Origin of the sequence: Falsihalocynthiibacter sp. CO-5D18 (genome assembly GCF_041205445.1) — a bacterium.
Lineage (GTDB): Bacteria > Pseudomonadota > Alphaproteobacteria > Rhodobacterales > Rhodobacteraceae > Falsihalocynthiibacter > Falsihalocynthiibacter arcticus.
The window spans coordinates 1-18,697 of the sequence record NZ_JBGFCF010000030.1 but is presented as its reverse complement, the minus strand read 5'-3'; the positions used below and the strand labels follow the sequence as shown (position 1 = coordinate 18,697).

Here is an 18,697-nt window from a genome sequence, read left to right as displayed (position 1 = left end):
ATAGATGCCCGAGGTTCCTCACTTTTTTGGGTGAGCGGATTGACATAGATTGCCCTGGCTCAGTAGCTTTGGGGTGAAGAAATTGTTCTGTCAGCGAATTGAGAATGACGCGAACGGCCCACACCAGTCGTTAAAGCAAGGTGCCGCGAACGGCAGGTTTAAGCCTGATCTGCGTCCAAGACCAATTAATTTCAGCGGAATACTTCAGAAAGGACTGAGCCCGATGCTCCGCTAGGCATTGTTGTGCCAAAAAAATTACTAAGCGTAACTGCGACATCGATTGTACCTACACGACGGGAAATCCTCGCAGGTTCAATTCCAGGGCCCTCAAATAAAATGGGTACATGAGTATCATACCGCCATGGCGATCCATGCATTGCGGCGACAGCCCCTGGGTCGAGTAGGAAAGAATATGGTGACTGAACGACATAGATGTCCCCAGAACGTGAAGGATGAAAATTCCTACGGATTGGACCTTCAAGAAAGCTATCACGCTGTTCGGGAAAGGGCACGCTGGGCATGGCCATGGAAATACCTGGACGTGCTGCAAGACTATCAACTATCAGTCGTTCAATCTCGCGCTGATCCACCCCCGCAGCTTCAATCACCTCATGGTCGAGATAAATGTAGGGTCGAAAAAAGGCTTTTATCGTTCCATCGACACCAAAGGATGCTTTGATTTCGCCATTCAATTCGTCAGCTAGGGCCGTATGCCCGTTGCGCTCGGAAGCATGTCCCTGGGCGGCCATATATTCGGGCATCTCAGGCATGCCGTGATCAGCGGATAAAACAAGGAGTAAATGATCTTGGCCTACTTCTTCGTCGAGAAACGTGAAAAGATCGGCAAGCGTCCGATCAAGCATGCGCACCATTTCCTCATTCTCTAAGCTTGATGGTCCGAAGAAATGATTTGTGGCATCTACGCCTGAAAAACTTAGGCTGATATAGTCAACCGCTTCATCCTTACCAAGCTCTTCGCCCAGAACTGCGGCCTTTCCAAATGATGCTGTGAGTTTGTCGCCAAGTGGGCTCACTAACGCTTGGGAATAGTAAAGACCATCTGCTGGGGAACCGTAGGAATGCGGGAAAGTCCGACCGAAGCCTTTGAGATCTGTCTCGTATGGACGGTCGTCGTTTTCGGCGAGTAGGTAAGTATCAATTGGATCGTTAAGGCTCCATTCGGTCCCAATTGCGACGTCAGCAGGTCGCTCAGAGTTCCAATCGATGGCCCAATCCGGATACGCGTCATAGTAATACGTGCTGCTTTCGAAGGCACCTGTCTCTACTGACATCCAGAAGGCTTTGCCCACATGTCCGGCCATTGCGACCGCCGAGCGATCTTTTCCGGAGATCCCGATAATCTTGGAACGTCCATTGTTAGACTTGAAAAGTTCGTCGCCAAACGTAGTGGCAAGAAGGTTGGCTGGAGATCTTCCAGAGGTTTCAGCCAGAGTCTGAGTTGGGTCAAGCTGTTCACCCTCACCGTCAAACCCAGGCACAGGCAGTAATTCAAAGTTTGGATCTTCGATATTGTAGCCAAGCCTCCCATCAGCACGGTTAAACCATGAATTGCCGAACATGCCGTGTTCTGAGGGGTGAGCACCGGTCGCAAGGGTTGCGTGGCCAACAATCGTTTCTGTGTTCGCATGCATATGATGCGCGTCCGTATACCAAACCCCGTTTTCGGTCATTCGACGAAATCCGTTGGGGCCGAAGTTGGGCTCATAACGATTCAGCAGGTCACCGCGAAAGCCATCAATTGTGATCTGCACAACGAGGCGGATATCGGACGCATCAGTGGCGTTTGCATTTCCAATGGGTAAAAGCAGTGCCGAGCCTAAAACAAAGTGTTTAACAATATTAGTCATACCCAAAATGTCTCCAGGCGAACCATATGTATTGCAGTCAAAATTATGCAACACTGTATGGTTCACCAGTCGCAATTATAAAAATCTATAGAAGCGCATCAGAACTTATAAGTTACTCCGAGCAACGGTCCGGATTGTTCATATTTAAAATCGCTTCCGTTGATCTTGTGGTCGACCGAGATTTTTCGATAGCCGAGTCTACCCACCCAGTTCTCATTGAACTGGTAATCAGCGGTTAGAAGAACCTGCCATGTGGTGCTGTCCGAACTAAAGCCACCATAGTCGGCGAACGCCATCCCTGTCCATTTATCAGACATTTGAAAATTTACTCGGGCACCAATCACTGGGTCAGTCCAATTATCATTTACACTGGTAGAACGACCGGGGGCCGTTCCGGCTGACAACGTCATCTTAGTTTTTGTGTCAAACCATCGGAAACCAGCAGCAACGTCAAAGTTGACCGTAGGGGTTTGATAGGCACGGTAGGTTACATACCCATTTAAAATTTGGGTCTTTAGAGACGTGCTCAACCCAGAAAATGCAGGACCAGGTGTTGACTGGCTAAACGTGAGATCTGTCAGCATATAATCCGCGAGCACCCCCCAGGAGCCATTGTTAGCCTCAAAAGCTCCCATAAAGGCCATGTCGAGATTCTCAAGTGCGTCGCTGAAGTCCAGACTGCCCTCGACATCACCCATTGAGACCGTAGTTTCAGGAGCGAAAAGATATATTGTTGCCCCGTAGTTCCAATCGGACTCTTGCGCCATAGCCGTCGATGATGAAGCCAACAAAGCAACAAGGCCTACGAATTGTTTTAAATGGTTCTGCATTTTGGTTCTCCTATACACAGTTAAAAATTTGAATTGGTTATCCGTATAATAAAAGCGCCATCTCTAGTGGTTTTGAATATCTCACTTTATAAACCCAGATAGCAGCTTTTAATCAATTCCTCCGTCAAAACATTCAAACTAGTTGGAACCCTTTTGTGAACCTGGGTGGGCACCACAAAAGGGTCTCAACTTTATTGTTGCGGAGCGGCGCGTTTCATCTGAAAAACCTCAACCGCCGCGATGGTTTCTGGGCGCAGGTTTTCGATACCCTCGTAAGGCACTCCAAAAGCGGGAGGCGTATCTGGATACTTCTGTTTGCGCGCCATATGTCGTTGCAAAATCCGAACAAACTCTTGTCCGCCCCAAGCACCGACTTCTGTCGAAACAGGGTATTTTTCGTGTGTATCGCGGAATACATTAAAGAAATCCGCAAGGATGGGGCTTTCACCAGGGCCAGGAAGGTTCAATTTTAGTTGGTCTTTGATGATCGCCTTAGGAGTGGCCACAGAATAAACGATCAAGGAGTCACGGCGCCCTTTTGTATCGTCGATTAAAATTGCTGCCGATTGATCGACACCATCAACAAGCCGGTCCCGAGGAATGTTCCCCTCTGCACCCGCAAAGCGAGCAAGTGTCGTGTAAAGGTCGGAAACGTGAATGATATTGTTGATGATAGTGTCGGCGCCAACAACGCCGGGCCAGCGAATGAACGCATCAACACGGATGCCGCCTTCTGTCGTATCACCTTTGCCTCCGCGAAAGACCATCGAAGTAAAGCCGGATTGTGGTGAGTATTTTGTGAAGTGACCGTTGTCGCCCATCAAGACCACAATTGTGTTGTCTGCCACGCCCAAAGCTTCCATTTCGGCCATGATGTCACCAACCCAACGGTCAAGTAATTGGAGTTTGTCGGCATAAAGTCCACCGTTGGGTGATTCAGGTCCGTCGCGTCCCGCCCGCGTGTTATCCAAAGGAATTAGAGGCCAGTATTGTAAAAAGAAGGGCTCTTCTTTAGCGGACAACTCATGCAATTGCTCAATTGCTTGGCGCTGATATCGCTCATTCATCTCGTCATACTTTGCTGCGGTAAAACGCTCTCCAGCCTCCATGGCGACTTCGCGGATTGGACCACCTGCGACGCCTTCGATACCAGTAACCATTGCTGAGGCACTGGGGCGGAAGAATTGGTCAAGAGTGTAACGCGGGTCAAAATCACTGATTCCAACCGAGACTTGCTCACGAATGGCATCGTCATTGTAGATTGTTAACTGACCTTGCTGATGAATCGGATGTACGGCGTAATCAAAGCCTTGGTTCATCGCCCAGCTTTCAGCGATATCCCCCATATGCCACTTTCCGACGTGGCTAGTGTTATAACCTGCTTCTTTCAAAACTTCAGCAAGAGTAACTTCTCCATCAGGCAGTCCAAAACCTGCGATATCTACTGTCGTGTCGCCCATACCCATGCGAACAGGCAAACGCCCAGTCGAGAAAGCTACGCGGGTTGGTGTACACGAAGGCTCGGTGTACATTCTAGCCATCCGCATACCTTGGTCAGACAACGTATTGATGTTCGGAGTCGAAATACCACGAACCGCATTTAGCTCAGGAATGCCCATATCACCAAAACCGATATCGTCGACCAAAATATACAAAATGTTGGGAGCTTTACCGTCATTCGATTCACGAAATGCCGCGACGCGTTCGTCCACAGCCGCGTTGTCTTCCGCCCATTGCTCAGCAAGTTGAGCATATAGAATGTAGTACTCTGAATCATGTGCTATTGGAGTTTCTTCAGCAATGGTAGCGGTGGCAAGCGAGGCGAGAAAGCACCCGCAACTAAGGACGAATTTCATCATTTTGTATCCCCTTTTTATTTAATGGCATCAGTTCGCCTGATACTTTGGTTAGGTTCTATTAATGTCCGTATGCGGGAAAAAATCAACCCACACATGCCAAAACAGACCCGGACGTACTGTTTCGACGCGCTTCAGCTTACCTTGGTCAGAGACACCCCAGAAATCGCAGGTGGTTACTGGTTTGCCAGAGTCATTATACCAAATACCGATGCTCTCAAACTTGAGGTCATAGTTCACCACCAGATCGCGCCCACCTACGTTGGCGTTCACCAACATGTTGTTTTCCATAACGAAGTCGTCGGTCCAGCAGGCAGCATCATTGCCAACGGTGACGCCCCAGACGTAGGTTTTGTTTGGCAGGCGGTCGTCGAAATGGGTCATGTTATCCATGACCGGTGCTGCTACTTGGTGTTGACGTGAAATGCCCGAGGCAAAGATTGTTTCGGTCACCATATCAAACAATATAAGCAACGGATTTGACGGCGGTTTGTTGACGAAGACTTCGCCGTTTGGAAAGGCCTTCTGAAAGCCACGAAACGTCATGCGAAAAGTGGGCCACGGCTTCATGGCAAGGCTAGGTTTCAACGGACAGGTTGGTCCGTCGCCTGTGGTTTGGTCTGTGTCGGACTCGCGAAAACCATAGATATGCTGGATCGGCTCGCCGGTATCATTGTCCCTAAGGATCAAGTTGTTACCATGCTGTGCAAGGACTTCGAGGTTCAGGCGTTTCCCTTCGATTGAGGGCGCGTAGCCGATGCCGAGATTGGCCATTGCGCAATATGTAAGCACAACATCTTCGCCGTCGAGACCATCCTTGTTGCCTGCCAAATGCGGCCGCAACATCTGCCCGTCCGAATGGGCCCGTGCGTGACCATTATTTTCAAGCACCATTACTGAGGCGCTCGGATTAACGTAATCTCGAGCCTCCTCAATGGAGTAATATTTCTCAGTGTCCTTTTGATTGCGTAGGCCAATATGGACCCAGACCCATGGGAAGCCATAGAGAAAGGCGATGGCGAACAGCGAAATCCAAAAGAGCCACCCCATGCCCCCACCGAAGATAAATCCAATCAGCATAACGACAGCTGAGCCGAGACCAACCGCGATAAATTTATACTCGTGCTGAATAAAGCGGATCATGTTCTTGCGCTTTACCTTCAGTATCATCTGGGAGACATCGCCCAAATCACGGAAGTAAATAAAACCAATCGACAGTGAGGCCAGTAAGCCCGCGTAGAAGAGGATGTTAGCAGTCAAGTGCTGTGCCTTTTCGGTTATTCGTTTTTAGTATTGCACAGAAACGGAGGCGGGCAATCAGAATGATGAAGATGGCTCAAATCTTTTGATAGCAAACACGTTGTACTCTCATGCCTCTTACATTTCCAATTCTTTTGCGTGTTTATCTGAATTGAGAGGCCCCGCAGCTTTTGGACGTGCCTACAATCTCGTTTGTATTAGTGTTCCAAAGAGCCGACGCAAAAGCGGACCTTTGCTTCAGGCGCAGCGAATGTCCGCAAACCGCCCTTATGGTAGAAATGTAAGTGGTGCAGCAATCGGGCTACTTCACTCACCGATCCTTGTCGCGAACGGCCCTTTGTTGCCGTTCGCCTACCCTCGATAATGCCGCAGTGCGGCCCGTTAGACCGGACTTTCGCTGCGCCAGCAGAATCGAGTGATCGGTGAATTCACAGACTGCGGACAAACCGGCCTTGTGCAGGTGTAGCTTTCGCTCACGCAGAAACTCTTCGCGACTGCGGCACTGGAATTTCGGCGGTGCGGCAAACTTCCCCAGACCGGCCATTCATTCACGTCGCATCCTCGCGCGCAATGGCACCCTCGTGCCGGTTTTTAATGTTCACCGCTTGGTGCGTGGTTTCAGTGCGCGATCATGATGTGGCGCACCGCTGTGTAATCCTCGAGCGCGTACATCGACATGTCTTTGCCGTAGCCCGATTGTTTGACGCCACCGTGGGGCATTTCATTGGTCAGCATGAAGTGAGTGTTGACCCAAGTGCAGCCATATTGAAGCCGCGCGGACACCTCCATGGCTTTGCCAACGTCTTGTGTCCAGACCGATGATGCTAGACCGTAGTTGCTGTCGTTCGCCCACCCCACCGCTTCGTCTGCCTCGGTGAACCGGGTGATCGACACGACAGGGCCGAATACCTCGCGTTGCACAATCTCGTCGGTCTGAAGCGCGCCCGCGATCACGGTTGGCTTATAGTAGAAGCCGGGGCCATCGGGCGAGCTGCCACCTGTTGTGATCTCCATGTGTTTTTGCTCGCTTGTACGTTGCACAAAGCTTGCCACGCGATCACGTTGACGTTGCGAAATTAGTGGCGGAATTTCGTTCAAGGTATCGTCGGTTTGATTGTAAGCAATCGTCGCGGCGGCGGCAGAAAGATCCGCAACCAGTTTTTCATAAATCTTCGGCCCAGCATAAATGCGGCAGGCAGCCGTACAATCCTGGCCAGCGTTGTAGAAACTGAACGCCCGCATTCCTTCGACAACCCGGTCGAGGTCTGCGTCATCAAAGACAATGACAGGGGCTTTGCCGCCTAGTTCCAAGTGCGTGCGTTTGACAGTTTTCGATGCAGCCTGAAGCACCTTCTTGCCTGTTGAAATGTCGCCGGTAATCGAAATCATATCCACGCCGGGGTGGTTGATCAGCGTATCACCGACGCTGGAGCCTTGACCAACGACAACGTTCACAACGCCTTCGGGAAGGATCGCGGCCATGATCTGCGCAAGTTTCATTGCTGATAAGGGCGTTTGCTCGGATGGCTTGAGAACAACGGTATTCCCACCTGCAAGTGCAGGTGCTAGTTTCCACGCCATCATCATTACAGGGTAATTCCATGGCGCAATGGAAGCGACGACACCAATGGCATCGCGGCGCACCATGCTTGTATGGCCAGCCATGTATTCGCCTGCCAGTGGCCCATGCATATTGCGCACAGCACCTGCAAAATAGCGGAAACAATCGGCGACGGCAGGAATTTCTTCGTTGCGCACTTCATTGATGGGCTTGCCGCAATTGAGTGCCTCAAGCTGCGCGAGTTCCTCCAGCGATCCTTCAACTGCATCGGCGATCGCCAGCAGCTTCTCTGAACGTTCGCCCGGCGTCGTGCGTGACCAGCCGGTAAAGGCGGCGCGCGCGGCAGCGACGGCGCGGTCGATCTGGCGCTTGCTTGCTTCGGGCAGCATCAAGATAGTTTCACCCGTACGTGGGTTCAGTACTGCTTCCTCGATTTCGGTTCCAGCCTCGGAGGATGATCCGATCAACATGTTAGTTTCCATTTTACGTCTCCTGTTGAGAATTATTTGCCTTGGCCGGCAACGGTGTCAGTGCCCCGTGTGAGATAGTAAGCTCCGAGGATTGGAAGGAAGGTGACCAGAACCACAATCATCGCAACAACGTTTGTCACAGGGCGCTGGCGTGGGCGCACGAGTTCTTCGAGCATCCAGATCGGTAGGGTTTGCTGCTGTCCTGCGGTAAAGGTCGTCACGATAACCTCATCAAAAGACAGGGCGAAAGCGAGCATACCACCCGCGAGAAGAGCGGTTGCGATATTGGGCAGGATCACATGGCGGAACGTTTGAAAACTGTTTGCGCCAAGGTCCATCGATGCCTCGACCAAAGACCCAGACACGCGACGGAACCGTGCCACCGCATTGTTATAAACAACCACGACGCAGAACGTCGCGTGGCCCAGAACAATGGTCCAAAAACTGAACGGAATATCAGCCAAGTTAAATGCAGACCGCAACGAAATACCCGTGATGATCCCCGGTAACGCAATTGGCAGGATAACCATCAGCGATACCGCTTCGCGCCCAAAGAACTTTGTCCGGCTTATGGCCGCCGCACATAGCGTTCCAAGGACCAACGCAATTACGGTTGAGATCGACGCGACCCGCACAGATAGCGAAAGCGCCTCCCACACGTCGTCACGCGCCCACGTCACGGCGAACCATTTCAACGTCAGTCCGGGGGGCGGCCACTGGTAGGACTTGTCCTCGGTAGTGAACGCATAGACAAAGATAAGTAAAAGCGGCAGGTGCATGAAGGCCAGACCCGCAATCGCTGCAATTTTTAGGCCCATAGGCGCGCGATCAGAGTGCATCGAATGCCCCTTTCCGTTTGGCCCACCAAAGATAGAGACCCATGATAAGAATTGGGACGACTGCGAATGCAGCGGCCAGAGGAATGTTTCCTGCAGTTCCTTGGTATTGGTAAACAGCCTGCCCGATGAAACGGCGGGAAGATCCGACGATCTGTGGGATGATATAGTCGCCCAATGTCAGCGAGAACGTAAAGATCGACCCCGCAATGATTCCAGGAAATGCAAGCGGCAGAAGCACAGTGCGAAACGCCTGCGCTGGCGTCGCACCCAGATCGCCCGAGGCCTCAAGCATCGAATGCGGTACGCGTTCTAGCGACGCCTGAATCGGCAAGATCATGAACGGTAGCCAGACGTAAAGAAACACGAGGAACGTTCCGGTGGTGCTGACCGAAAGGGAATTCCCCCCAACGATCGGCAACGACAGATAGGCGTTCAACAACCAGCTGAGATGCAAGGTTTCGAACAACCAATTCAGAATACCTTCCTTGGCGAGGATCAGTTTCCATGAATAGACCTTCACCAGATAGCTGGACCACAAGGGCAACATCACGCCGAGGTAAAAAAGGGCCTTCCACGGGCCACGGGCATAACGTGCTGCGAAATAAGCAACCGGAAAACCAATGACCGCAGCTCCGATCGTGACCGCTAGTGCCATGGTGACGGTGCGCACGATGATGTCGAGGTTATAGGCCTTGAACAATTCGCCATAGGTTTTGAAAGTAAATTCGTAGTTGATCAGCCCTGAAAATTCATCAATCGAGAAAAAGCTTTGCGCCAGCAACGCGAAGAGTGACCCGAGGTAGATGATGCCAAGCCACGCCACAGGCGGGGCAAGCAGCGCTGCGATTAACAGGCGCGGGTTGCGCCAAAGGGTGTCTGATACGCGACCGAGAAAAGTATCAGACATCTACACCCTCCATCACATGCATGTCGGCACCATCCCATGACAGATGGATCGTTTCACCTACATTGGGCGCGGTGTCCGACAAGGGGCACAAAACAGTGACGGTGGCTGCGTCCAATTGCACAGACAGGCGTGTCGCACTGCCAAGAAAATTCACGCTGCGCACGACGCCTGCGTGGCCTTGGGCTGTAATCTGAATCGCTTCGGGGCGCAGGCTTGCAGGATGTGCGATACCAACTATCGTCTGGACAAAGGAAGCAGGCAGCACATTGGATGATCCAACAAAGTCGGCAACAAACGGCGTCTGTGGGTGCAAATACAATTCACGCGGGGTTGCAACCTGCGCGATACCACCTTCGTTAAACACGGCAACGCGGTCGGCCATTGATAATGCTTCGCCCTGATCGTGGGTCACAAACACGAAGGTGATACCCAGTTTCTTTTGCAGGTCTTTTAGTTCTTCCTGCATCTGTTCTCGTAGTTTTAGATCCAACGCGCCTAACGGTTCATCCAGCAACAGTACCTTTGGCTTATTGATAATCGCCCGGGCAAGGGCCACGCGCTGGCGTTGACCGCCGGATAATTCGGATGGCTTGCGTTGCCCATATCCGCCCAAGGCGACCATCTCCAACGCCTCATTCGCGGTTTTATGACGGGCAGATTTCGACTGACCAGCGATCATGAGGCCATAGGCGACGTTGTCGATTACATTCAAATGCGGGAAAAGGGCGTAATCCTGAAACACGGTATTGATCGCGCGTTTGTAAGGCGGGACGTCCCCCATGTTTTGACCAAACACCTCGATTGTACCTGCTGTGGGCCTTTCAAACCCTGCGATAAGACGCAGGCAGGTCGTTTTGCCAGAACCCGATGGGCCTAACATTGCAAAGAACTCGCCTTCGGCAATATCCAGATCGACGCTATCGACCGCGCGAACATCTCCGAAATGACGCGAAACGCCACTGAATTTAACTGCTGCTGTCATACTTGATCCGGTCAAAAAGGTGCCCTGTCGGATCGTCCGACAGGGCTATGTTAGGCTATTTGGTGATTAGCGACCGCCGATGACACCGATGTAGTCGGATACCCAACGGTAATACGGTACGCATTCATCCTGGCTTTCGCAGGACGACACAGGCGTGGTCCAGAATTTGATCCGGTCAAATTCATCAAGCCCGTTCTTCGTGCAGCCTTCGGCAGTTTGCATTCCACGTCCATCCGTACAAGCCGCCGGAACCGCAGGATTTGCGCCAAACCAGACTGACAGGTCAGATTGCAAATTAGAGGCCAACGAATGCTCCATCCACATATACGCACAGTTCGGGTTTTCCGCATCAACGTGCATCATTGTGGTGTCTGCCCAACCGGTCGCACCTTCTTGTGGGATGGTAGACGCAACCGCAGCACCGTCACCCTGCAACAAGTTCACCTGAAACGGCCAAGACCCAGATGCAGCCATACCTTCATTCTTAAAGTCATCAATTTGAATAAAGGCATCGTGCCAGTAGCGGCTGACTAACTTACGCTGACCGCGCAGGAGATCGAGGGCGGCATCGTATTGAACTTGTGTCAACTCATAAGGCGAAGTGATCCCCAGCTCGGGCTGGTGATACATCAAATAGTTGGCTGCATCTGCAATATGGATCGGGCCATCATAGGCCTGTACGCGGCCGGCGTTAGGCGCACCGTCTGGCAGGTCCATTGCCTCAAACACGATGTTCCAGCTAGTCGGTGCTTCGTCAAAGACCTCAGTGGAGTACATCAGCACGTTCGGCCCCCACATATAAGGCGTGCCGTAATGGACACCGTCTACAAAGTGCCAAGGTGCTTCCTTCAGACGGTCATCTACAGTGCCCCAACTTGGGATCAGATCGATGTTTACGGGTTGAACGCGGTTGCCAGCAACCATCCGAAGACTTGCGTCGCCGGATGCAGTCACAAGGTCAAACCCGCCTTCGTTCATGAGCGCGACCATTTCATCGCTGGTGTTGGCCGTCTTGACGTTGACCATACAGCTGGTGGCCTCTTCGAACCCGGTCACCCAATCAAATGTTTCGACCGTTTCGCCACGTTCGAGATAGCCGGGCCATGCGACGATGTTCACTTGGCCTTCGCCAGCGCCTATTTCGGTAAGCATCTGTGCGACAACTGGTTGGCTTCCGATCACGATCGCGACCGTCAATGCAGTACAAGATCTAAGAGTTTTAATCATAGCAGTTCTCCCTGTTAGGAATTGTTGGCGTCGTTGCGCCGTTCGGATTTCCAACAGTCTGCGTGCATCTGATTGGATTCACAAATTCAATAATTAGAAACGTGATATCGATTTTTCCGATATCAATGGCCTTTTTGAGATTGGTGGGCCTGCGCGATAGCGATGAATTCTCGGGCGCTATCAGGCAGGGGTGATCCCTTGCGCCACACGATCCCGACCTGCACGACCGGCAATTCACCTGACACATCACGTGCTTCAATCTTGTCACCTTCAAGCGACCAGGGACGATACACAAGATCAGGGAGCACGGCCACTCCCGCCCCAGTCGCAACAAGAGACCGCACTGCTTCAACTGACCGTGTCCGGAAGGCGATTTTGGGGCGGCTCATGAGTGCTGAGATCGCATTGACCGCCTCCTTTTCCATTTCGTCCATGTTCAGCATGATCAATGGTTCTCGGGCCACATCTGCGAGAGTAATACTCTCTTGTTGCGACAGCGCATGGCCCAATGGCAACCAAAGCCGGAACGGCGAGACATCCAAAATCTCTACATGCAGCGCACTTTTCTCCTGAAGGTTTGATGTGATCATAACCGCCACATCCAATTCCCCGCCAATCAAAAGATGCTCAAGATATTCGCCGTTGTCTTCGATCGCTGTCACGTTGACCTGCGGATTGACCCGCCGGAATTTCGCCAGAAGATCAGACAGGACATAACCCGCCATCAGTGACGTCACGCCAAGATGTAAATCGCCAGACACTGTATTACTCTGGGATCTGAACGCATGCCGCGCGCTAGAGACATCCCCCAATATCGCCGTCGCATGGCGTAAAAACTGATGCCCGTCGTGCGTTATGGTCAGCCCGCGTGAATGGCGTTCGAACAGTTTGACACCCAGATCAGCCTCAAGTTCCTTTACCGCTTCGGTGATGGCACTTTGGGAAATCGACAGGGCTCTCGCCGCATGGCTGACGGAGCCGTGTTCGGCTACGACCACGAAGTAGTTTAGCTGACGTAATGTGAACGCCATTATTGTAAGCCTCCCATTACCCGCCAGACCCTGCGGATGTCTCTACAGGACCGCTATCATACAGAGCGAAAAAACACACGACAACAAATGGCTGTTCCAAACAAACACGTTTGGTGCGGCACGCGGCTCGTACAAGGCCGGTTAGTCCGCAGTCTGTGAGTTCGACGGATTTGTCTTGCTGCGCATTGCATGAATGGCCGGTTTTTCCGCCGCGTGGCGGCGCAGATGATTCTGCAATTGCGGCATTTTCTGTGCTGCGAGCGCGTGCAGCGAGAAAACCGAACTCACAGATTGGGCTCACTGCCGCCATTAGATCGTTTGCAGCATTCGTGGATTTGACCTCTTATTGAACGGCTGCTTTCGCCAGATTGCCCGAGAGCCCGCGCACTTGCAGCGAAAGTCCGCAATCCGCCCTACGTGACAAATGCTGCGTGAGCACGAAGTTCGCTGAGCCCGCTCCGGCTTATATGTCGCGAACGGCCCAAACCTGCCGCTCAGAACATTTTCAAATGCTGCGGTGCAGTCCACCGAAGCGGACATTGACACGTTGCCGCAGCATTATTAGGTCGCTAGGTCTGCTAAGCGGACAAACCCGCCTGATGCGGCTGCAGTGCAGTTCGAGAATTATCGAGCATGCTTTCGCAATCTGCTAAAATTGGACAGCCACGTCGGCATTCACCTCCTTCAACGATTATTAGTCTGCCTAATGTCCTTCCAAACTGAAGAATACAGGAAAACGGTCACCTTCTTCGGTGAGCAGAAAGACAAAGCTGTTTTTCCGCAGGAAAATGTCGCAGCGGTGCCTTTCATTTTGGAAGAAGTCGATACAGACCCTACCATCTTTCCGGATATCAAATACTCCGAAACGAGTGATCGATTTGGCTTCGTCAGTAAAGCTGTAGGTACCATTTTCGCTGTAATTTGACCGTCCGAGGCCTGGAAACGTTAGCAGTCCTGCTGATGTGAGTTCCCTAACGTCATTATAGCCCAATACTTCCCCGTATTTTTCTGGGTTCTTGTCTTGGGCTGCACTGTTTGTCGCCAATAGCACCAGATTCATCGCAAACAGAAAGCCGAACAATAAGGATATAAATTTTCTTAACTTCAGCAATGTGCATCTCCTTCTGCTGGATGTCTAACGCAAACTACGGGTAGCTTGGAACGCTCATCCCATGCTTCAGAAATGATTACTTTTTTCAAGTCAGCCATTCAAACGTTTTTATGTCCACGCCAAGCGGATGCTGGTCGGTTACAGGTCCTGATCGGAGAGGGCTGCTCTGGGCTTATTTTGTTGAAAAACTCCGATTTCGGGCGTTCGGGTCAAATTTGACAGAACTGTATTCTGGTTCTTTCAAATTTTTTCAATATTTCTTGGTATATCCTCACCAACGAAGAACAGCTTTCTGATTTTTAAAAATTTGCAGACGCAGCAAAGAGTTTTTCAACAGAATCGGCTCTTAGCCGACTTTCGCTGCGTTTGCATCTATTGGCAGCCACGGCTTTGACGTGAACGGCCCACAGCCGACATTGACCGAGGATCACGACGCTGCAGTGCAGCTTTCCCAAAGCGGACGTTGACAACAGGGCGCAGCATTTGGGGAAACCAATGGCCGCTCAGCGGGACAAAGCTACCGCTAGCCCGTCGTCGCAAACAGTCATTCGTACTGAATGATTACGGATTCAAAATCCTCTTTGCTTGTCACCATCGTATGATGGCCTTTGCCACGCTTGTCTTCCATGTGCCAAACATCGCCCGGGCCAATATCACGAGCCTCACCATCGCTCGCGGTAACTCTTACGGTACCTGCGAGGCAGATGAGTTTCTGTGCGACAGGCGTCGGATGAATTGGTTCATTCCAACCTGACTTTAGCCTTAGAAACATAGTTTTTTTGACCAATTCTGGTTCAGAAATTTCGATATCATGCGCAGGTGGCGCAAAGCTGCGTTCCTCTAGCGTTACATCAATATCTTCCCAATGACTTTCGCCCTCGGAATCACAGTACAACCTTTGAAACTTCATTTGGTCAGACCTTATGCAAAATCATGTGCCGCAAGCATGGTTGGGAGGCACCGTTTTGTCCAACCAAAACACGATGCATTTCTGGCAGATAGGGCTCATTGCTGCAGTTCGCTGCGACCTGCACGGAAGTCCGCTGTGAGCCTTCCGCGATATTCATAGTGAAAGTGTGCTATTATCCCGACGGGCGACCCGACTGAGAAGGTCACCAACCAGTTTCAGTCAATCGCAACTGGAGCAGTGGTGACTCGGCTCGCCAAGAATCCCCGCTGCCATCTCGTGGAACATTGCATCGATTTCGCTAACTGTTCGCGTTGCATCGCGGTCGAGCCACCAGCGCGTAAGCGAATACAGCAGATCCACAAGCAGAGTCGCCCGAAGATCGCGGGGGATGCCTGATGGGCTTTCGGGAGCAAGTGAGCCCGTAGCCTGCGAACCGAGAACGCGCCGAATTGAAGCCGAAACGATTGGCCCGGCCTGGCTGCGCATCAACGCTCGATAAAGCATGCGATGCTGCAGTGCGTGTTCAAGGAAGGCCGCACTGAAACTGATGTCCTGCCCCACTTCGGTCACGCTAAGGTCCGCTTCGAGCCGTGCGAATCCGCTCCGCAGTAGGTCATCCTTGCCCTTGAAGTGCTGGTAAAAAGCCGAACGTCCAACATCGGCGGCATCGCAGATGTCAGCGACAGTGATGGCCTCGTAATTCCGCTGAACCACTATCTCGAACAATGCGTTCTGCAGCGCCGTACGGGTTCGGCGCACTCGCCGGTCTTCGCCTTTGGTCATCTTGCCCGCCTTTCGTTTCCGCACATCGATCCGGCTTTCGTCCACAAACGCACGTTCTTCTGAACGTTGTTTATTGCTCGGGCACTCGTGTTGCGCCAAGCGAGGATCATCATCCGAAAACGGACATCTGTCCATATTTATCGTAGAAAGGAACCACTACTATGACATCTCAGCATTTGATCTTCATCCCTACAATCTTCCTGTTGGGCGTACTGTTCGGTATTTTGCTTACCTCGCGCCGAGCTGGCGGCCTGCCGGTGCTGCTGACGCTTGGGTTGGCACTTGGAATGTTTGGCATCACCCATCTGACCGAATTGCCGATCGGGGCGGGCGCCGTACATGCGATGATTGGCGGACCGCTTTTCGACCAGAGTCCGTCTTTCTCTGCATCCGAGGTGCTGGAGCGGATTGAACTCTTCGGATACGAAGGCCGCGCCGCCTATCGGTTGGAAACCTATACCGGCGACGTCCTTTTCCCGCTGAGCTTGCTCGCCTTCTTCCTGGCTTTTGCCCGGTTCGCCACTGGCCGGTTGCAGCCCGCAGCATGGCGGCGCCTGTTCTATGTATTGCCCCTTGCCTGGTTTGCTGTCGACATGGTTGAAAATGGCATGATCAACATTCTCATTCTGGGCCATCCGACACCGTCGGTCGTGCTCGCCGGCATGCTAGGTCCTGTGACCGTGGTTAAATTCGTCCTGCTGGCCGCGTCGATGTTCAGCCCCCCTCTAGTCCTTGGCTTATGGTACCTGCGCCGCATGCTTGCCCGTTTTGCAGGCACCGGCCCGCAAGCGTGGATTGCGACCGACGAGTAAACACGCGCGTTGTTGTGCCGCGCGTTGGCCCGATAACTGCATTGACATATATTGGAGATTCACATGTCTAACACTGCTCTTGTCACCGGTGCTTCCTCTGGGATTGGCCGTGAGTTTGCCCGCTACCATGCCAGTAAAGGCGGCGATTTGATCATTACAGCACGCCGCATAAAAGAGCTGGACGCGTTGAAGGATGAACTCGAGAAGAAACACGGGGTTTCCGTGATGACCGTGCCGCTCGACTTGGCCACTGAAGGAGGCGCAAAGGCGCTTTATGAGGCGGTCAAAGGGCACAGGATCGACGTCTTAATCAACAACGCAGGCTTTGGCGGGCACGGAAAATTCCTCGACCGCGGCCTAGAGGCAGATATGCCCATGCTTGATTTGAACATCAACGCTCTCGTGCAACTGTGCCATTTGGTCGGTAAAGACATGGTCGCGCGCGGTAGCGGCAAGGTGCTCAACGTCAGCTCCACAGGTGCTTATCAACCAGGTCCACTGCAAGCGACGTATTTCGCATCCAAAGCTTTTGTCAGCACCTTGTCTCCCGCGCTTGATTTTGAATGGCGTCCCTACGGTGTGACCGTCACGACGCTAGAGCCGGGTTTCGTGGAGACGGAATTCGCGAAAACCGCTGCAATGGATAAAATGGCTAAGATGAATGACGGCGCTGCTCAACCGCAAAGCGTCGCAAAGTTCGGGTATGATGCGATGCTCAAAGGCAAGTTGCGCGTCGTCAACGATCCGAAAATGCGCTTCATGTTGGACTGGCTTGTCCCTCTCCTACCGCGCCGCATGGTGATGAAAATGGTCTATGACATGCAGATGAAATAAATCATGGAGCGGCGTTGCGACAATAGCTATCGTTTTGAACGAAGGGGATTGGCGACGCCGCAAACCGGCATTAGCTGCAGCTTTGATTGGGCAGGATACGGTAGGAGTGAACGCCCGGTTAGGGTCGGTCTAGCTATGATTGAAAAGCTGTCAGTACAAAATCAGGTTTGATAGGCGAGGTAGGTTAGGGCTCGTTGCTGACCTTAGCTGCGCATGTACATCGTAAAAAGCTGGGTCGTAGCCCTGAGCGTCCGCTTTCTTCAAGTTCCCCATTTAGTTCGCGCTTGCAGCGAAGGTCCGCTCTCCGCCCTTGCTGACCCTGCTTGCGCAGGGCTCTTGGACATAGGGATCAAGATCAAGTTGCGGTTTATCACTTTTCTGATTTGTTTCCGTTGTGTCCTGATAATTTTAAAATCTAAGTAATTGAATATAAATATATATATCAATAGATTTAGGTTCTGGCGCGATTAGGGGGCCGCTTGTCGGTAGCTGAAACCAATCTCCCTTAAAACAAACCCTTCGCTTAGCTTACAATGATGTTGTCATAGATCGGCCTACATGGAGCGTGCATATTGGTCGCGCTAGGGCGTTCTTTTGTGCAGCCCGCATTTCTGACAAAGGCAGTTAGCGCTTGGGGCAGGGGAGTTTCCGCCCCAACTATCTTCTCGAATTTTGTACGGTGTATTCTCCCGAAGCGTCCACAGTGCGCGCAAGATATCTCCACCATTTCGATTGGGTAGTCTTTGGCAAGGCGAGTCATGGCGTCAATTCAATGCCCGGAGAGTGTCAGCCCATTCCTTGTATTTGGGTTGGTTATATTCCAAAAACAATTTTTCGTAGAAGACGATCCACGTCTCCAATTTGTCTTCGTTGAAAATGTCGAACCATGCACCGCTCTTCATTTTGATCTGCCCGTCTGGTAATCTTTCAACGTTCATGGTGTGCCCTTGGAATACAGTCGAATCCCGCTTTCTAGAACATACGGAGCTCGTTATGTTAAGCTAAATCTCGTTTACATTTCACGTGTAACTTATTGATTTATAGTTGAGGAAATTAGCTGAATTTACAATAATTTCCTTTGTTTTCTAAATATTCAGATGGTTTTGGGTACCGTAGGTCGAAGGTTCGAATCCTTCCGTCCCGACCAATAAAAGCAATGACTTACATTGCTTTTCAACACACCCATAAAAATATTTTACAGAGTCTTTTACAGTTCTCTCCCTGTTTTGTTCTGTTATTTAACCAGATATTCGCAGCAGAGTGACTTTGGTATGAGAGGCTATTCACCAGCATATGTGCCGATGGCGGCTATGCGGAGAGGCTGTGTGAAAACTCCCCCATTTTGATCCAGATGCTGCTATAATTTCCGTATTCGGTATGGAGGTTGTTCATGACGCATTTCATCGAAGGTTTAGA

At 51.6% G+C, this 18,697-nt stretch carries 15 protein-coding genes; 2 read left to right on the top strand and 13 right to left on the bottom strand.

All coding sequences use genetic code 11. The features are described from left to right. Positions 1–191: 191 nt before the first annotated feature. The 13 genes from AB9F27_RS21305 to AB9F27_RS21245 all read right to left on the bottom strand — a co-directional run bounded on the left by AB9F27_RS21305 (position 192) and on the right by AB9F27_RS21245 (position 15,734). Entirely contained in the window at positions 192–1,868 is a 1,677-nt protein-coding gene (locus tag AB9F27_RS21305) for an alkaline phosphatase family protein (RefSeq protein WP_335586862.1), read from the bottom strand. Between the two features lie 98 nt (positions 1,869–1,966). Then, on the bottom strand, positions 1,967–2,698 hold the full coding sequence (locus AB9F27_RS21300) for a porin family protein (protein ID WP_335586863.1): 732 nt from the start codon (positions 2,696–2,698) through the stop codon (positions 1,967–1,969). A gap of 191 nt (positions 2,699–2,889) precedes the next feature. Beyond that, positions 2,890–4,557: a sulfatase-like hydrolase/transferase gene (locus AB9F27_RS21295; protein ID WP_335586864.1), complete on the bottom strand. Its 1,668-nt coding sequence runs from the start codon at positions 4,555–4,557 to the stop codon at positions 2,890–2,892. A 48-nt stretch (positions 4,558–4,605) separates the two neighbouring features. Then, the gene (locus AB9F27_RS21290) at positions 4,606–5,814 is read right to left on the bottom strand and encodes a DUF3179 domain-containing (seleno)protein (protein WP_369758151.1); all 1,209 of its coding nucleotides are present in this window, start codon (positions 5,812–5,814) and stop codon (positions 4,606–4,608) included. Between the two features lie 618 nt (positions 5,815–6,432). Next, a complete protein-coding gene (locus AB9F27_RS21285; RefSeq protein ID WP_335586866.1) occupies positions 6,433–7,857 on the bottom strand; it encodes a gamma-aminobutyraldehyde dehydrogenase in 1,425 nt (474 codons plus the stop codon). A gap of 20 nt (positions 7,858–7,877) precedes the next feature. Further along, positions 7,878–8,684 carry an ABC transporter permease gene (locus tag AB9F27_RS21280; RefSeq protein ID WP_335586867.1) on the bottom strand — a complete coding sequence of 269 codons (807 nt, stop codon included), beginning with the start codon at positions 8,682–8,684 and terminating at the stop codon, positions 7,878–7,880. After that, complete coding sequence (locus AB9F27_RS21275; protein WP_335586868.1) at positions 8,674–9,591, bottom strand: ABC transporter permease; 918 nt, start codon at positions 9,589–9,591, stop codon at positions 8,674–8,676. The genes AB9F27_RS21280 and AB9F27_RS21275 overlap by 11 nt, the downstream gene beginning before the upstream one ends. Beyond that, positions 9,584–10,573, bottom strand: a complete 990-nt coding sequence (locus AB9F27_RS21270) for an ABC transporter ATP-binding protein (RefSeq protein WP_369758150.1) — start codon at positions 10,571–10,573, stop codon at positions 9,584–9,586. Before AB9F27_RS21270 ends, AB9F27_RS21275 begins: the two co-directional genes overlap by 8 nt. A 66-nt stretch (positions 10,574–10,639) precedes the next feature. Beyond that, entirely contained in the window at positions 10,640–11,800 is a 1,161-nt protein-coding gene (locus AB9F27_RS21265; RefSeq protein ID WP_335586870.1) for an ABC transporter substrate-binding protein, read from the bottom strand. A gap of 122 nt (positions 11,801–11,922) precedes the next feature. Next, positions 11,923–12,831 (bottom strand): LysR family transcriptional regulator, encoded by a 909-nt coding sequence (locus AB9F27_RS21260; protein ID WP_335586871.1) that lies wholly within the window; start codon positions 12,829–12,831, stop codon positions 11,923–11,925. Between the two features lie 703 nt (positions 12,832–13,534). Next, positions 13,535–13,942, bottom strand: coding sequence for a hypothetical protein (locus tag AB9F27_RS21255; protein WP_335586741.1), 408 nt, complete (start codon positions 13,940–13,942; stop codon positions 13,535–13,537). Positions 13,943–14,486: 544 nt separating this feature from the next. Beyond that, positions 14,487–14,852: a cupin gene (locus AB9F27_RS21250; RefSeq protein ID WP_369758149.1), complete on the bottom strand. Its 366-nt coding sequence runs from the start codon at positions 14,850–14,852 to the stop codon at positions 14,487–14,489. 219 nt (positions 14,853–15,071) lie between these two features. Continuing rightward, the gene (locus tag AB9F27_RS21245; RefSeq protein ID WP_369758148.1) at positions 15,072–15,734 is read right to left on the bottom strand and encodes a TetR/AcrR family transcriptional regulator; all 663 of its coding nucleotides are present in this window, start codon (positions 15,732–15,734) and stop codon (positions 15,072–15,074) included. 62 nt (positions 15,735–15,796) lie between these two features. Here AB9F27_RS21245 and AB9F27_RS21240 point away from each other — a divergent pair, with 62 nt between their 5' ends. Together AB9F27_RS21240 and AB9F27_RS21235 are read left to right on the top strand one after the other, a co-directional pair. Further along, positions 15,797–16,447, top strand: coding sequence for a hypothetical protein (locus AB9F27_RS21240; RefSeq protein WP_369758147.1), 651 nt, complete (start codon positions 15,797–15,799; stop codon positions 16,445–16,447). A 63-nt stretch (positions 16,448–16,510) separates the two neighbouring features. After that, positions 16,511–17,281 (top strand): SDR family NAD(P)-dependent oxidoreductase, encoded by a 771-nt coding sequence (locus tag AB9F27_RS21235; RefSeq protein WP_369758146.1) that lies wholly within the window; start codon positions 16,511–16,513, stop codon positions 17,279–17,281. Positions 17,282–18,697: the final 1,416 nt, after the last annotated feature.

Bases quoted from the DNA above. Each gene is read 5' to 3' on its own strand.
- AB9F27_RS21305 (WP_335586862.1), bottom strand. From the start codon at position 1,868: ATGACTAATATTGTTAAACACTTTGTTTTAGGCTCGGCACTGCTTTTA.
- AB9F27_RS21300 (WP_335586863.1), bottom strand. From the start codon at position 2,698: ATGCAGAACCATTTAAAACAATTCGTAGGCCTTGTTGCTTTGTTGGCT.
- AB9F27_RS21295 (WP_335586864.1), bottom strand. From the start codon at position 4,557: ATGATGAAATTCGTCCTTAGTTGCGGGTGCTTTCTCGCCTCGCTTGCC.
- AB9F27_RS21285 (WP_335586866.1), bottom strand. From the start codon at position 7,857: ATGGAAACTAACATGTTGATCGGATCATCCTCCGAGGCTGGAACCGAA.
- AB9F27_RS21280 (WP_335586867.1), bottom strand. From the start codon at position 8,684: ATGCACTCTGATCGCGCGCCTATGGGCCTAAAAATTGCAGCGATTGCG.
- AB9F27_RS21275 (WP_335586868.1), bottom strand. From the start codon at position 9,591: ATGTCTGATACTTTTCTCGGTCGCGTATCAGACACCCTTTGGCGCAAC.
- AB9F27_RS21270 (WP_369758150.1), bottom strand. From the start codon at position 10,573: ATGACAGCAGCAGTTAAATTCAGTGGCGTTTCGCGTCATTTCGGAGAT.
- AB9F27_RS21265 (WP_335586870.1), bottom strand. From the start codon at position 11,800: ATGATTAAAACTCTTAGATCTTGTACTGCATTGACGGTCGCGATCGTG.
- AB9F27_RS21260 (WP_335586871.1), bottom strand. From the start codon at position 12,831: ATGGCGTTCACATTACGTCAGCTAAACTACTTCGTGGTCGTAGCCGAA.
- AB9F27_RS21250 (WP_369758149.1), bottom strand. From the start codon at position 14,852: ATGAAGTTTCAAAGGTTGTACTGTGATTCCGAGGGCGAAAGTCATTGG.
- AB9F27_RS21240 (WP_369758147.1), top strand. From the start codon at position 15,797: ATGACATCTCAGCATTTGATCTTCATCCCTACAATCTTCCTGTTGGGC.
- AB9F27_RS21235 (WP_369758146.1), top strand. From the start codon at position 16,511: ATGTCTAACACTGCTCTTGTCACCGGTGCTTCCTCTGGGATTGGCCGT.